At 37.8% G+C, this 15,930-nt stretch carries 10 protein-coding genes and 1 tRNA gene; 10 read left to right on the top strand and 1 reads right to left on the bottom strand.

Annotated elements, in window-relative coordinates:
- Positions 1 to 84 precede the first annotated feature (84 nt).
- The 5 genes from C4S38_RS13655 to C4S38_RS13675 all read left to right on the top strand — a co-directional run bounded on the left by C4S38_RS13655 (position 85) and on the right by C4S38_RS13675 (position 6,473).
- Complete coding sequence (locus C4S38_RS13655; protein ID WP_103984172.1) at positions 85 to 1,050, top strand: DUF3810 domain-containing protein; 966 nt, start codon at positions 85 to 87, stop codon at positions 1,048 to 1,050.
- Between the two features lie 89 nt (positions 1,051 to 1,139).
- Positions 1,140 to 4,559, top strand: a complete 3,420-nt coding sequence (gene ileS / locus C4S38_RS13660; RefSeq protein WP_103984155.1) for an isoleucine--tRNA ligase — start codon at positions 1,140 to 1,142, stop codon at positions 4,557 to 4,559.
- A gap of 126 nt (positions 4,560 to 4,685) precedes the next feature.
- Entirely contained in the window at positions 4,686 to 5,066 is a 381-nt protein-coding gene (locus tag C4S38_RS13665) for a TraR/DksA family transcriptional regulator (protein WP_099465837.1), read from the top strand.
- Positions 5,067 to 5,687, top strand: coding sequence for a lipoprotein signal peptidase (locus C4S38_RS13670; protein ID WP_099465838.1), 621 nt, complete (start codon positions 5,067 to 5,069; stop codon positions 5,685 to 5,687).
- The gene (locus C4S38_RS13675; protein ID WP_103984156.1) at positions 5,688 to 6,473 is read left to right on the top strand and encodes a DUF4296 domain-containing protein; all 786 of its coding nucleotides are present in this window, start codon (positions 5,688 to 5,690) and stop codon (positions 6,471 to 6,473) included.
- 317 nt (positions 6,474 to 6,790) lie between these two features.
- Here the strand turns inward: C4S38_RS13675 and C4S38_RS13680 are convergent, their stop codons facing one another.
- Positions 6,791 to 7,561, bottom strand: coding sequence for an RNA methyltransferase (locus C4S38_RS13680; RefSeq protein ID WP_103984157.1), 771 nt, complete (start codon positions 7,559 to 7,561; stop codon positions 6,791 to 6,793).
- 73 nt (positions 7,562 to 7,634) lie between these two features.
- On the opposite strand from C4S38_RS13680, the gene tamL reads away from it, so the two are divergent.
- From tamL to C4S38_RS13705, 5 genes are all read left to right on the top strand, one after another.
- Positions 7,635 to 9,995, top strand: coding sequence for a translocation and assembly module lipoprotein TamL (tamL, locus tag C4S38_RS13685; protein ID WP_103984158.1), 2,361 nt, complete (start codon positions 7,635 to 7,637; stop codon positions 9,993 to 9,995).
- A gap of 66 nt (positions 9,996 to 10,061) precedes the next feature.
- A tRNA-Arg gene (locus C4S38_RS13690) sits at positions 10,062 to 10,135 on the top strand.
- Positions 10,136 to 10,748: 613 nt separating this feature from the next.
- The gene (locus C4S38_RS13695) at positions 10,749 to 11,315 is read left to right on the top strand and encodes an RNA polymerase sigma-70 factor (RefSeq protein ID WP_234999400.1); all 567 of its coding nucleotides are present in this window, start codon (positions 10,749 to 10,751) and stop codon (positions 11,313 to 11,315) included.
- Positions 11,316 to 11,467: 152 nt separating this feature from the next.
- Positions 11,468 to 12,406 carry a FecR family protein gene (locus C4S38_RS13700; RefSeq protein WP_103984159.1) on the top strand — a complete coding sequence of 313 codons (939 nt, stop codon included), beginning with the start codon at positions 11,468 to 11,470 and terminating at the stop codon, positions 12,404 to 12,406.
- A 220-nt stretch (positions 12,407 to 12,626) separates the two neighbouring features.
- Positions 12,627 to 15,920 carry a TonB-dependent receptor gene (locus C4S38_RS13705; RefSeq protein ID WP_160034738.1) on the top strand — a complete coding sequence of 1,098 codons (3,294 nt, stop codon included), beginning with the start codon at positions 12,627 to 12,629 and terminating at the stop codon, positions 15,918 to 15,920.
- Positions 15,921 to 15,930: the final 10 nt, after the last annotated feature.

Raw genomic sequence — 15,930 nt, forward strand, 5'->3', positions numbered from 1 at the left:
AAACATTCGGTGATTATACAAAACGTTAGGAAATACATTCGTTGGCCTTTGCTGGCAACAGGATTGATTGGTGTGTGGTGTGTAATGATTTTTCCGGGAGTGGCTGAAGTATACGCACGACAGGTTTATCCTTTGATAGCATGGGGCTTATCTCGCTTTTCTTCTTTGTTTCCTTTCTCTGTAGGAGATTGTTTTATCTATGGAAGTATAGTTGGGCTTCTCTTGTTTCCTGTTTACGCATATAAGCAGAAATATTCGTGGAAGTCTACTATCGGCCGAATGATAGAGTATTTGTTATGGGTGTACGTTTGGTTCTATCTGGCTTGGGGATTGAATTATTTTCGTGCGGATTTTTATACGCGTGCACAAGTTCAGTATGTACCTTATGTTACCGAAGATTTTAAATCGTTTCTTTCTGATTATACGGATTCTTTAAATACATCTTTTCTTTTTTACGATAAGATTGATACGGCGCTTGTATCTGCCGAAGTGAAAAAAGGATACGACACTTTGTCTGACAGATTTGGTATGATAAAACCATCAGGTTATCTTCGTCCGAAACCTATGTTAATTCCCCCATTGATGAGCGGTGTCGGTGTATTAGGATATATGGGCCCGTTTTTCAATGAATATAATTTGAATCCCGATTTATTGCCTGTACAATATCCTTTTACGTATGCACATGAGATGGCTCACGTATTGGGAATAGCCAATGAAGCAGAAGCGAATTTGTACGGATTTATGGTTTGCTCTCGCTCTTTGGTGCCGGAAATCCGTTTTTCCGCTTATTTTGCCTTGCTTACGTATGTCTTGAATAATGCATATCTTTTACTTAACGAAGAGGAGTTTAATCAATGGAAAGATACAATTTCTCCTGAAGTCCGGAATCTGTATAATCAAAAACTTGATTATTGGCGGTCCCGTTATAAACCTTTGATTGGCGATGCACAGGATGTTCTTTACGACTGGTTTCTGAAGGGTAATAATATACCTTCCGGTTATCAGAATTATTCGGAAGTTATAGCTTTGCTTATGGCCGTAGAAAGATAAATGACCGTCTGCCATTCTGTGTTGTCAATATCGAATTAAATAACTAACTTTGCGGCAATTTTTTAGAAGCAAGATAAATATATCGCGATATGAGTAAGAAATTTACCGAATATTCGAAGTTTGACTTGTCAAACGTAAATAAAGAGGTGCTGAAGAAATGGAAAGACGGAGATGTTTTCCATAAGAGTCTTGAAACACGTGAAGGACATCCTTCGTTTGTATTTTATGAAGGTCCTCCTTCTGCAAACGGTATGCCCGGTATTCATCATGTGATTGCTCGTTCGATTAAGGATATATTCTGCCGGTATAAAACGATGAAGGGCTTTCAGGTAAAACGTAAAGCCGGATGGGATACACATGGTTTGCCTGTTGAACTGGGCGTCGAAAAAGCTTTGGGTATAACGAAAGAGGATATCGGCAAAAAGATTTCTGTTGCAGATTATAATGCAGCATGTCGTAAGGATGTGATGAAATTCACCAAAGAGTGGGAAGATCTGACGCAAAAAATGGGGTATTGGGTTGATATGGATGATCCATATATTACTTACGATAATCGTTATATTGAGACATTGTGGTATCTGTTGAAAGAATTATATAAGAAAGGTTTATTATATAAAGGATATACGATTCAGCCTTACTCTCCGGCTGCAGGGACAGGTTTGAGTACACATGAATTGAATCAACCCGGTTGTTATCGTGATGTGAAAGATACTACCTGTACTGCTCAGTTCCGCATTCTGGATCCGAAGCCGGAAATGTCTCAGTTTGGTGATCCATTCTTTTTGGCTTGGACAACGACTCCATGGACATTGCCATCAAACACGGCTCTTTGTGTTGGCCCTAATATTACTTATGTAGCTGTTCAGACCTTTAATCCGTATACTGGAATGCCAATGACGGTCGTATTGGCTAAAGATTTGTTGTCAGCTTATTTTAATCCGAAAGCTGCAGATATAGCATTGACAGATTATAAAATTGGAGATAAGCTTGTTCCTTTCAGTGTAGTTGGTGAATGGAAAGGACTAGAACTGGAAGGTATGCATTATGAACAGCTAATCCCGTGGGTAAATCCGGGTGAAGGTGCTTTTCGCGTAATTACCGGCGATTATGTAACAGTGGAAGACGGTACGGGCATCGTACATATTGCTCCGACATTTGGTGCGGATGACGACCGTGTAGCTAAAGCTAAAGGCGTTCCTCCGTTAATGATGGTAGACAAGGAAGGCAACAAACGTCCGATGGTGGATATGACCGGTAAGTATTACAAACTTGAAGATTTGGACTCAGTATTTGTTCAGAATCAGATGAATGCTTCCGATTATGATCCTTTTCAGGGCAAGTTCGTGAAAAACGCTTATGATCCGGCAAAGACAGATAAAGATGAAACGCTGGATATAGAAATATGTATGATGCTGAAAGTGCAGAATCGTGTGTTCCGTATTGAAAAGCAAGTACATAATTATCCGCACTGCTGGCGTACGGATAAACCTGTGTTATATTACCCATTGGATAGCTGGTTTATCAAGACAACTGCTTGCCGTGAAAGAATGATTGAATTGAATAATACAATCAACTGGAAACCTCAAAGTACTGGTGCCGGCCGTTTTGGTAAATGGTTGGAAAATTTACAGGATTGGAATTTGAGCCGTAGCCGTTACTGGGGTACTCCTTTGCCAATCTGGCGTACGGAAGACGGAAGCGAAGAGAAGTGTATCGGTTCGGTTGAAGAATTGTATAACGAAATAGAAAAAGCGGTAAAGGCTGGCTTGATGGAAAGTAATCCATATAAAGACTTTAAAGCTAAAGTATATACAAAGGATAATTATGATAAAATTGACTTACACCGTCCGTATGTAGACGATATAATATTGGTTTCGGATAGTGGAAAACCGATGAAGCGCGAGACAGACCTTATTGATGTTTGGTTTGACTCGGGTGCAATGCCTTATGCCCAGATTCATTATCCGTTTGAAAATAAAGACGCATTTGACAGCCGGACAATTTATCCTGCCGATTTTATCGCTGAGGGAGTAGATCAAACACGTGGATGGTTCTTTACCCTGCATGCATTGGCAACAATGATTTTTGATAGTGTTGCTTATAAAGCTGTTGTTTCCAACGGTCTTGTTTTGGATAAGAACGGAAACAAAATGTCTAAGCGATTAGGCAATGCGGTAGACCCATTCTCCACTATAGAGCAATATGGCTCTGATCCGTTACGTTGGTATATGATTACCAATGCTTCTCCTTGGGATAATATTAAGTTTGATATAGATGGCATAGAAGAAGTTCGCCGTAAGTTTTTTGGTACGCTATATAATACATATTCATTCTTTGCTTTGTATGCAAATGTGGATGGGTTTGATTATTCGGAACCGGATATTGCAATAAACCAACGTCCCGAAATTGATCGTTGGATTCTTTCATTATTGAATACACTAATAAAAGATGTAGACAATTATCTGGAAGCATACGAACCTACGCGTGCCGGACGTGCTATATCCGATTTTGTTAATGATAATTTGAGTAACTGGTATGTACGTTTGAACCGCCGTCGTTTCTGGGGTGGGGGAATGACTGCCGATAAGTTATCCGCTTATCAGACACTATATACTTGTCTGGAAACTGTAGCTAAGTTGATGGCGCCAATAGCTCCGTTCTATGCGGATCAGCTGTTCCATGATTTGATAGCTGTAACAGGACGCGAAAGTGTAGAATCTGTTCATTTGTCTACTTTCCCGGTTGCAAACGAAGCAATGATTGACAAGAATCTGGAAGAACGTATGCAGATGGCACAAAGTGTATCATCAATGGTGTTGGCTCTGCGTCGTAAGGTGAATATCAAAGTACGCCAGCCGCTGCAGACAATTATGATTCCGGTTGTTGATGCGCATCAACAGGAAAGTATCGAAGCTGTAAAAGATTTGATATTAAACGAAGTGAATGTAAAAGAACTGAAGTTTGTTGGTAATGCTGCAGGTATTCTGGTAAAGAAGATCAAACCGGATTTCAAAAAATTAGGTCCGCGTTATGGTAAAATAATGAAGAGCCTGGCTGCTGCAATTCAAGCAATGAGCCAGGAGGATATCAGTGCTTTTGAAAATACCGGTACATATACTTTGAAGGTAGACGGGCAGGAAGCTTTGATTGAACGTGATGACGTGGAAATTATTTCAGAAGATATTCCTGGTTGGTTGGTTGCAAATGAAGGTCGTCTGACTGTTGCTTTGGATATTACGATTACTGAAAGTCTGCGGAAGGAAGGCTTGGCTCGCGAATTGGTAAACCGTATTCAAAATCTTCGTAAAAGCAACGGTTTTGATATTACGGATAAAGTGAATGTAACTATACTTTCTACCGATGAAATGGATGCTGCGGTTGAAGAATACAATATATATATTGCAAATCAAGTTCTTGCAGTATCGGTTGAAATCGTAGATGTGATTAGCGATGCTACAGAACTGGATTTTGAAGATTTTAAATTGTCGGTGAAAGTAGAAAAGGTGTGATTTTTTAATGAAAAAGAGAAGTCGGATACCATATATATTTAATAAAGTATGTATATTTGGACTGTAACGGTTGAATTACCCCTGATATATATAAAGAGTTATTGTCGAACCTAAAAATTTTGAACCATGGCAGAAAAAACTAGATATTCGGACGCAGAACTGGAAGAGTTCCGTTCTATTATATTAGACAAACTGGATGTTGCTAAAAGGGATTACGAATTGTTGAGAGCAGGTGTTACGAATTCTGACGGAAATGATGTTGCTGATACATCTCCTACATTTAAAGTGCTGGAAGAGGGAGCCGCGACGTTATCGAAAGAAGAGGCTGGCCGTTTGGCACAACGCCAAATGAAATTCATACAGAATTTACAGGCTGCTTTGATTCGTATAGAGAATAAGACATATGGCATATGTCGTGAAACAGGAAAACTGATTCCTAAAGAAAGACTTCGTGCTGTACCCCATGCAACTTTAAGTATTGAAGCTAAACAAGGAGGTGCTAAGTAGATGAAATATTCTAAAGGTTGGGGAGCAGTGTTAATTATAATACTGCTCCTTCTGCTTGACCAAGCCCTGAAAATCTGGATTAAGACACATATGCAGTTGCATGAAAGTATAGAGATTACCCCTTGGTTTTATCTGTACTTTACCGAGAATCCCGGAATGGCTTTTGGAATTGAAGTGATAGGCAAATTATTCTTATCGGTTTTCCGTATTATTGCTGTTGGTTTTATCGGCTATTACTTGTATAAGCTGGTGAAAGAAAAGTATAAATTTGGTTACATAGCCTGTATCTCTTTGATATTTGCCGGAGCAGTAGGTAATATTATCGATTCTGTTTTTTATGGCGTTATATTTGACCATAGTTTTGGCCAGATTGCTTCGTTTATGCCAGAAGGAGGAGGTTATGCTTCATGGCTGCACGGCAAGGTGGTCGACATGTTTTATTTCCCATTGATTAATACAATTCTTCCGGAATGGGTACCTGTTTGGGGCGGTGAAGAATTTATATTTTTCCGTCCTATTTTCAATCTTGCCGACTCTGCGATATGTGTAGGGGTCTTTTTGTTATTAATTTTTTACCGACATACATTGTCTGCCAGTTTGTCAAAAGACGAAAAAAAATAAATGCGGAATCTATTGTATAGATATAGTGTTGTGTTGCTGACTACAACTTTATTAATTGCTTGTAGTAAAGTACCCGATGGCATTCTTTCTGAAAAGGAGATGGAGAAGGTCATGATTGATATGCAACTGGCAGAAGCAATGATAGGCATTGATTATACAACCTATCAGGATGATGCAAAGAAGGAAGCATTATATCAATCCGTTTTTCGTAAACATAATATTTCGCAGGCAACATATGATAGTTCTTTGGTGTGGTACGGGAAAAATCTGGATATTTACATGGATGTTTATGACCGTGTAATAAGAAATCTGGATAAAAGGATTGCTGATTTGGGAGATATTCAGTCGGATGTTGCACCTGTAACAAACCAGGATTCTGTTAATATCTGGCCACGTCGTCCTTTCTTAACATTGCAACCGAAGGCTGTCTTTAATGGGGTTATCTTTGATTTGGAGCCGAAAGAAAGATATTTTTCAGGAAGTACGTTTGTTTTAGGAATGAATGTATGGGGATTAGGCAAAAACATAAAGAATTATCCGGAAGTGCGTTTAAGTGCCGTTCAGGGAGATACCATATTAACAGTTAATAATAAAATACTCCATGATGGTTATTCGGAAACTGTGTTGAAAACATTGCCTACCAGTAAGATAAAGCGTGTTTATGGCTATATCCGAATGAATAATACAGACTCTTGTTATTATAAAGTTTATCTGGACAGCATTTCATTGATGAAATATAATTATGTCATGATTGCGCCGGAGATGAAAAACAATTCGGTTAAGTAAATCCAATAGATAGTATGCGTAGAATCGCTTCGCACTATATTTATTGTCATCAGGTTTATAAGATGCATTATCTGGAACTAACGGATGAAGGTCTTTATATGGGGCTTTATCCATTGACGGAAGAAATTGCCGGAACAGAATTTTATGATGGTATTTTAGTTCCGGTCTCTAGTCAAGAAAAACAGATATATTCGGATCTAATTTCAATTCCTTTCGGGAGAAATTCTAATTTTTCCCGAAAGGAATTTATTTTCTCTTATTTAGACTTGATCAAAGTTTCTTTACAAGTGGAAAAAGAAAGGCCGGTACGATTAGTGCTATTGAACGGTTCTCCCCTGACGGCGACGGAACTCTGCACAAACAACAGCGGTAGCGATTGCTACATTTAATGATTCGGTAGTTTCTCTGCCTTCCGGATAATTAGGTATGTATAACTTTTCATTAATGAATGCTTCTATGGAAGGACGAATGCCATTTCCTTCATTTCCCATGATAATAATTCCTGTTTCGGACAATTGTTTTGAATACATATTTGTCCCATTAAGGAAGGTTCCATATATGAATGTAGACTTGGTTCGTTGTTTGGCTAAATAGTTTTTTAAATCTGTATAATGAATTTTTACATGAGCAAGTGCTCCCATAGTTGCTTGTACTGCCTTAGGACTGAAAACATCAACAGTATCGGTACTACATACGATATGTTCAATTCCGAACCAATCGGCCAATCGAATGATTGTGCCTAAATTTCCGGGATCTTGTATGTTATCTAAAGCGAGAATTAGTTGTTTTTCAGGATTTGTTTCTTCAATATCCCAAACCGGACGTTTAAATATGGCGATTACATCCTGTGGGCTTTTTAAGAAACTGGCTTTTCGTATATCTTCGTCATCAGCAACTATTATTTCTCCGGCTGGCAAATCTCCTTGTGTTGCCATCCATGAAGGTTTAGCTAACAGTAACTCACATTCAAAAAAAGGCATCATGTCTGCAACGAGTTTATTGCCTTCGGTTACGAATGTGTTGTATTCATTCCTGAATTTCTTTAATTCTAATGAATGTATGTACTTTATTTTATTCTTGCTCAGCATCTTTACTCTTTTTACAAAGCAAAAGTACGCGAAATTATTTAAATTCAAGTACATTTGCGGCGTAAATGGTCGGATGATGAATAAACCCCAACATATATTATTTCTCCTTGGTTTTGTGATGTTGCTAGTGTCTTGCAGCTCCACGAAATATGTGAATGATGGTGAGTATCTGTTGGATAAAGTCAGAATAGAGTCGGATAATAAGAATTATAAGCCTGTTGATTTAAAAGCTTATCTAAGGCAACAACCCAATTTTAAGGTGTTTGGCCTTATGAAATGGCAGCTTTATGTATACGATTGGTCTGGCCGTAATGAAAAGAAATGGATAAATAAGCAATTGCGTCGTATCGGAGAGGCTCCTGTTATTATGGATACTACGTTAGTATACCAATCTGTTGCCCAGTTAGAACGGTTTTTTGTCAACAAAGGATACATTAATGTGGAAGTAGCTGCAACAATTGATACGTCAAGAAGAAAAAAAGCAGAGGTCACTTATCATATTAAATCAAATGAGCCTTATCGTATACGGAATTATACATCTCGCTTAGATGACCCCAAAATAGACAGTATTGCTCATATGAAAGCACCACGCAGACCAAAGTTGGCTTCTGCATTTCGTCCGGCTCCTGAAGGTTACACGTCATTAATAAAAGATAGTGCTTTGTTTGATCGTGACGAATTGGATAAGGAACGTCAACGCATCACTTCATTATTAAGACGTCGTGGTTATTATGCTTTTAACCGGGATAACTTGGTCTATGTGGCGGACAGTGCTTTTAATCGGAATGTAGTTGATCTGGAGATGCTGTTAAAACCATATCGTCGTGTTCTGGCGGATGGTTCTGTGATAGAAAGTCCCCATAAACAATATTATATTAAAGATGTAACAGTTGTAACGGATTATAATCCAATAGGGATATCGGAAAATGAATCTATATTTACCCGGACAGACTCTGTTAAAGTTGGAGAAATTAATGTTTTGTACGGGAAGAATGGGCATTCAATCCGTCCATCGGTTTTACGTAAAAGTGTTTATTTAGCACCGGGGCAATTATTCAGTGAACGTAATGTCGACCAGACTTATTCTTCGTTTGCAGCATTACGCGCATTGAAGAATGTTAGCATACGTTTTACCGAATTGGAGGAACAGGATACAATGAAATTGAATTGTATTATTTTGACGTCTCCTACAAAATCACAAGGGTTCGGAGTGGATTTGGAAGGTACTAATTCTGCCGGAGATTTTGGTTTTGCTTCGAGTTTGAATTATCTGCACAGGAATTTGTTTAAGGGGTCAGAAACATTTTCTACTAAAATTCGTGGAGCCTATGAATCATTGTCGGGAAAGAAAGGCAGTGGACTTGCTAACTACTGGGAGTTAGGAGGTGAAGCTTCTATTTTGTTTCCCCGTTTTGTCTTTCCTTTCCTTTCAGAAAATTTCAGACGTAAACTGCGTGCTTCAACAGAATTGAAAGTAAGTTATAACAGGCAGACACGTCCTGAGTACGAACGGGCTATTCTTTCTGGAGGATGGAGTTATATCTGGCAAGACAGATCAAATTCCCAGGCCCGTCATACATTCAAATTGTTGGATATAGATTATGTTTATTTGCCGAAAATTGATGCAGACTTTAAGAGTAGTCTTCCTGCTTCTACGGCATTGTATAATTATTCGGATCAATTTATTGTAGGATCTGGCTATACTTATTCCTTTAGTAATTTTACTCCTCAGAACCGTCAACGTAATACACATTCGTTGCGCGTGTCTGTTGAGTTAGCCGGCAATCTGTTGAATGCACTTTCTCATATAACCGGAGAACATAAAGATTCGGAAGGACGTTATAAACTATTTGGTATTAATTATGCCCAATTTGTGAAAGGAGATATAGACTTTAGTAAAGGGATTGCTTTGGATAGTAGAAATAAACTGGCCTTCCATGTGGGAATAGGAATTGCTTTTCCATATGGAAATGCAAAAATGCTACCTTTTGAACGGCGTTATTTTTCGGGTGGGGCAAATAGTGTCCGTGGATGGTCTGTTCGTGAGTTGGGACCAGGGAGTATGGCGCTAACAGATACTACTTCATTTGCATTACAAGCTGGAGACATTCGTTTGGACTTGAATTTGGAATATAGAACTAAGCTGTTTTGGAAATTCGAGATGGCAGCTTATGTAGATGCGGGAAATATATGGACGATTCGTCCTTATAAAGATCAGAAAGAAGGTAATTTTGATTTTTCTCGTTTTTATAAAGAAATTGCGGTCTCTTATGGGTTAGGACTTCGATTGGACTTCGATTTCTTTTTGCTTCGTTTAGATACGGGGATGAAAGTATATAATCCTCAGGAGAGAGGATCGAAACGTTGGGCAATAACAAATCCTAATTTTAAAAATAATTTCGCTTGGCATTTCGCAGTCGGCTATCCTTTCTAATAAAAAACTATGTGAAGATTTTGCATATTAAAATAATAATAATACCTTTGCACCGCAAATAAGGCTGGTTCCGTAGCTCAGCTGGATAGAGCAACGCCCTTCTAAGGCGTGGGTCGAGCGTTCGAATCGCTCCGGAATCACTAACCATAATAGGTTGTAAATAAATGGCTTGCATACTTTTATCCTTCACTTCTTTTTTTAATCTTTAAAAAAACTGACAAATTATTTATGTACAAGCAATATTGTTTGTCGTTTTGTTTGTTGCAAAAATTTAAAGATTACGGCAACACTTCATTTTGTAGTCTTGAAAATAAGACAGACTGTTAGAAAAATTATGCGATTTATTTAGCTATCACTCATGAAAGAGTAGTAAGGTATATTAGAATTGAGCATGAAATTGATGGCTTATTTCAATTTGATAATGGAAAGGTTGTTTGTAGAAATGATGCCAAGATTTTAAATCAACGATTAGCATTTGTTCTTTCTGAGTATCAAGAATAATTAAGGAATATTCCTGATATAAATATTTATACGTGTCCCCAATTAAAAGAAAAATTAGAGGGCAATTTTAAAAGTAACAAATATGTTACGATTAAAGAATATATAGAACATCGTATAAACAATCTGAAGAAGGGAAAAAGAGTTTCTTATTCTATAGGTATTGCGCAGTTTCCGAAAGGAGGCTGCGCAGTTTTTTATGATAAGAATTACATATTTGTCGGATGAACCATTTTTATTACATTTGCATTACTTATGGAAGAGCAACAGACAGATATGAGATTATTTTCCATACTCTTTGAGAAGTACAAAGAGCCTTTTACCTTGTTTGCCAATTCCTATATACGTGACAGGGTTGTCAGCGAAGACATTTATGTGGAAGCGATGATGCACTATTGGGAGAAACGCCATGAACTTCCATCCGACACGAATATTCCAGCTTATATTCTTACTTCGGTAAAAAACAAGGCATTAAACCATTTACGGCATCTGGATGTAAAAACGGAAGCGGAGGAACTGTTGCTTAGTCATAGTGTGAGGGAATTGAATTTTCGTATTTCTTCCTTAGAATCATGTGATCCTTCAGAACTGTTCACAACTGAAATGCGGGAAATCATCCGTAAGGCATTGGGCGAACTGCCGGAGCAAAGCCGCCTCATTTTCAGGAAAAGCAGATTTGAAAACAAAACTAACCGGAAAATTGCCGAAGAGTTGGACATTAACATCAAAACCGTAGAGTATCATATTTCCAAAACACAGAAAATATTACGTTTACGCTTAAAGGATTATTTACCGCTACTGATCTTTTTAGATTGCTTCTGATTTGTTTTTTCGGCGTTATCGAAAATAGAATTGATTGCTCGTTGTAGTACATGACGGTGGATTTTCATAAAAAAAATCTTTATAGTTTAGGGTATTTCTTGTAAAGCGTGTTATTATAATGAGGAGGAACTAAAACCTCCAATCGGATAACAGTGGAAAAAGAATTATTACATACATATTTCAGAGGGAATACAACTCTGGAAGAAGAGAAGCAGATCATGGACTGGGCGGAAGCATCGACAGAGAACCACCATGAGTACTTGAAAGAACGCATGATCTGGAATGCGATATTAGTCAATTATAAATTGACAGAAAGCCAGTCCGTTTCCTTCAACCGAAAACGTTCCTTTAATTTATGGAAGTTTGCTGGTATCGCAGCATCCCTCGCATTATTAATTACTCTTTCATGGACGTTACTCAATATGCCGTCAGAAGATACGGAAGGTCTGCAAGCTGTCTTGGTTCCTGCCGGACAGCGTGTGCAACTTATTTTGGAAGATGGGACTAAAGTATGGTTGAATTCCAACAGTTCATTTACCTACCCGACTTCCTTCGGTAGCAAATCGCGTGAAGTCGAACTGAACGGAGAAGGCTTCTTCGAGGTCGCCAAAGATACCCGGAAACCTTTTATTGTAAAGACTAAAAAGTATGACATTAAAGTATTGGGTACGACTTTTAACGTGTATGCCTACGACCACGAAGCTAATACATTCGAAGCAGCCCTGCTCAATGGATCAATAGATATATCCTCTAAAGCGAATGAAAAAAATCATATCATTCTCAAAACTAAAGGGAAAGTGAGCGAAGTAGACGGTTTATTACGCAAACAGGCAATAGACAATCCCGACCGCTTTAGATGGAAAGATGGCCAAATCTACTTGGATGATGTGCCGTTTGAGACATTGATGGAGAAATTCTCGCTATATTATGATGTACATATCAAAATAGAGAATACCAAAGTATTAAACTATCATTGTACCGGAAAATTCCGACAAAGCGATGGGATAGAGTATGCATTGAGAGTGTTACAGAAAGACGTGAAATTTTCTTTCGACAGAGATGAAAAAGACAAAACCATTCTCATTAAATAAAATTGTAAATACTAAAGATTCAAATTATGATGGATAGTTCATAAACGTGATACAAAAAGTGTCCGAAGAGAGTGGGGACAATCTTCGGACATAAGCTAACATGAGACTTGCTGCAACTACGACTTTTAAATCTCAGTATTAACCTTTAATCATTTACAAAAGTATGATAAATAATTTATTTCTAATACCTTTTTCAAGTAAAAAACATCTAAAACGAAAGATGAAGATATCCACTTTTCTACTATTCGGGGTTGTCTTTTCGCTATTGGCAGGAAATGTAAGTTCTCAAAATGAGAAAATTTCATTGGTCAAGCGAAATACAGCAATCATTGAAGTTCTCAATGAGATTGAGTCACAAACCGATTATTTATTTGTGTACGATAAAAAAAACGTTGATACAAATAAAAATATCTCTATCTATGCGGATAAGGAAACGGTTGCATCCGTGTTGAATAATATTTTTAAAGGGACAAACATTATCTACAAGGTAGAAGGGAGTCATATCATTCTGACTAAAAACAATATATCGACTATTTCTCAGCAGACCGGAAGAAAAATAACAGGAACAATCCTTGATTCGAAAGGAGAACCGATTATCGGAGCGAATGTAGTCGTTAAAGGAGGTGCCAATGGTGCTATTACGGATATAGATGGAAAATTTACGTTAGAAAATATCCGGAAGGGAAATATCATTCAAATTTCGTATATCGGATATGTAACCCAAGAAATCACCTACAATGACCAAACAAATTTACTTATTAACTTAAAAGAAGACTTACAAACTCTGGATGAAGTAGTTGTTGTGGGATACGGTATACAAAAGAAAGTAAATCTGACCGGTTCTGTTGTATCGGTAGATATGGATAAAATAAAAACACGTCAGGTTTCTCAGACTTCAATGGCATTGCAAGGTGCAGTCCCCGGATTGACTATACAGCAAACCAGCGGACAACCGGGAGACGATGGAGGAACTATGCGTATAAGGGGTATTACGACCTTGAATAATCAGGATCCTTTATTATTGGTAGACGGAGTAGAAATGCCGATCAATAGTTTAGATCCCAGTTGGATAGAATCGATATCTGTTTTAAAAGATGCCGCAGCATCGGCCATCTATGGTAGCCGGGCGGCTAATGGCGTTATTTTGGTTAAAACTAAAAGGGCGAGTCAGGAAAGTTTGTCTGTGTCGTATAATGGATGGGTAGGATGGCAATCTGCCACTAAAACACCTAAAAAGGTAAACGCTTTAGACCATATGAGGCTATTAAATGTGGCTAACACCAATGCTGGGATAACGACTAATTTCACGGAAGAGTATATTAATGAATATGCTTCGAAAAGGCTTACTGATCCTGATAATTATCCGGATACGGACTGGCTGGATGAGTTAATGTCGAATGACGGATTTATGCAAAATCATCAAATCATATTATCTGGTGGAACAAAAAAAGTGAAGGCTATTGGCGGTATTGGATATTTAGAACAAAACGGACTTATTGAAAATCTCAAACTCAAACGGTATACGATGCGTTTAAATACAGATTATGAAATTAACCGGAATCTTTCAGCTCAATTGGATATCTTTTTGGGTATGAATAAGCGATATCAACCTTCCCGCACCGGAACGGAAGCTTTTAGATGGGCTATACGTGTACCGGCAACCCAGCAATCCGTATTATCCAATGGACAATGGGGACAAGGATGGAATGGAGATAACCCGGTTGCATTTGCCAAAGATGGAGGGCTTGAGAAGAAAGAAGATCCTTCTGCTATAATAAATCTAGGATTGACCTATAAACCGTTAGACTGGATTGTAGTTCAAGGAAATTATAATGCTAATTATTATCAAAATTTTAGATCTACATTTAATAAAGCTGTCACTTCATATAATCCGGATGGCTCAGTTGCTTACACAAATCCTACTCAGTCATCATTGATTGAATATATACAGAAGGGGCTGACTAATCAGGTAACATTGACAGGTACGGCTTCCAGAAGTTTTGGGAACCATGGTTTTACAATATTATTTGGTTATGAACAAAGACAAATAGAATATACGAATGTAACGGCAACACGTAAAAATTATATCTATCCTGAATATCCTGTATTGAATGCAGGTGGTACGGACGGGCAACTAAATACCGGAACAGGGGGCGAACTTTCTTTACGCTCTTATTTTGGCCGTTTAGGTTATGATTATGCAGGGAAATATTTATTTGAAGCTAATTTAAGATATGATGGGACTTCTCGTTTTGCATCCAATAAAAGATGGGGAGCTTTTCCTTCTTTTTCGGTAGGATGGCGTATTTCTGAAGAGTCTTTTATGGAAAAGATGAAGGGTGTCTTGAATAATTTGAAACTAAGAGCATCATGGGGAAAGTTAGGTAATCAGGATGCTACAGGATATTATCCTTATTTCCAATATGTTTCCTTAGGACTTCCTTATGTATTTGATGGAGTTTCTACTTCCGGAGCCGGAATAACGCAAATGGCAAATAAAGAGTTGACTTGGGAAACCACAACAATGACAGGAGTAGGATTGGATGTTACTTTATGGAATAAATTAAATGTGACAGCCGATTGGTATTATAGAAAAACAAAAGATATTCTTTTTGAAGTAGATATACCTCTATCGGCAGGGGTATCCAAGCCGGTACAAAATATGGCAGAAGTTGAAAATAAAGGATGGGATATAGATATCTCTTATGCGGATAAAATCAGTGATTTCAATTATAGGATTGCTTTTAATTTATCGGATGTTCGTAATAAAGTAACAAGAGGTAATACACCACCTGGACTGACTATCATAAGAGAAGGTGCTCCTATAAATGCAATTTATGGCTATGAGGCTATCGGGTATATCCAACCGGAAGATTATAATAGTGATGGAAGCTATAAATATGCAACACAATTTACCGGATTCGCTCCAGGAGATATCAAATATAAAGATCAACTAACGGTGGATACCAATAACGATGGCATTCCGGATGCCAATGATGGTATTATTAATGATGATGATAAAGTTGTTATAGGAAATCAGATTCCTCGTTTTACATTTGGATTGTCTCTTGCTGCAGATTATAAGGGTATAGATTTCAGTATGCTTTTACAAGGTGTCGGAAAAAGAGATGGGTATTTATACGGACAGGGTATTATGCCATTTTATGTGGGAGGTACTGCCATGGAAATCCATAAAGATTATTGGACAGAAACAAACAGAAATGCTTCCTTTCCAAGGTTGTATTTTAATACTGTGAATAATACCGAGCATTCTTCATTCTGGAAAAAAAGTGCAGCTTACGTACGATTGAAAAATATTCAAATAGGATATACAATACCGAAAGATATTGCTAAAAAGATCTATTTGGATAATGTCAGGTTTTATTTAAGTGGCGAAAATTTATTGACTTTTACTGATTTTTGGGAAGGATATGACCCGGAAGCTCCTGTCGGTATAGGCAATTTCTATCCTATGTGTAAAGTAGTATCGTTTGGTGTACAAGTGAGATTTTAGTTATTCATTA

This window comes from Parabacteroides chinchillae, assembly GCF_900108035.1.
Classification (GTDB): Bacteria; Bacteroidota; Bacteroidia; order Bacteroidales; family Tannerellaceae; genus Parabacteroides; species Parabacteroides chinchillae.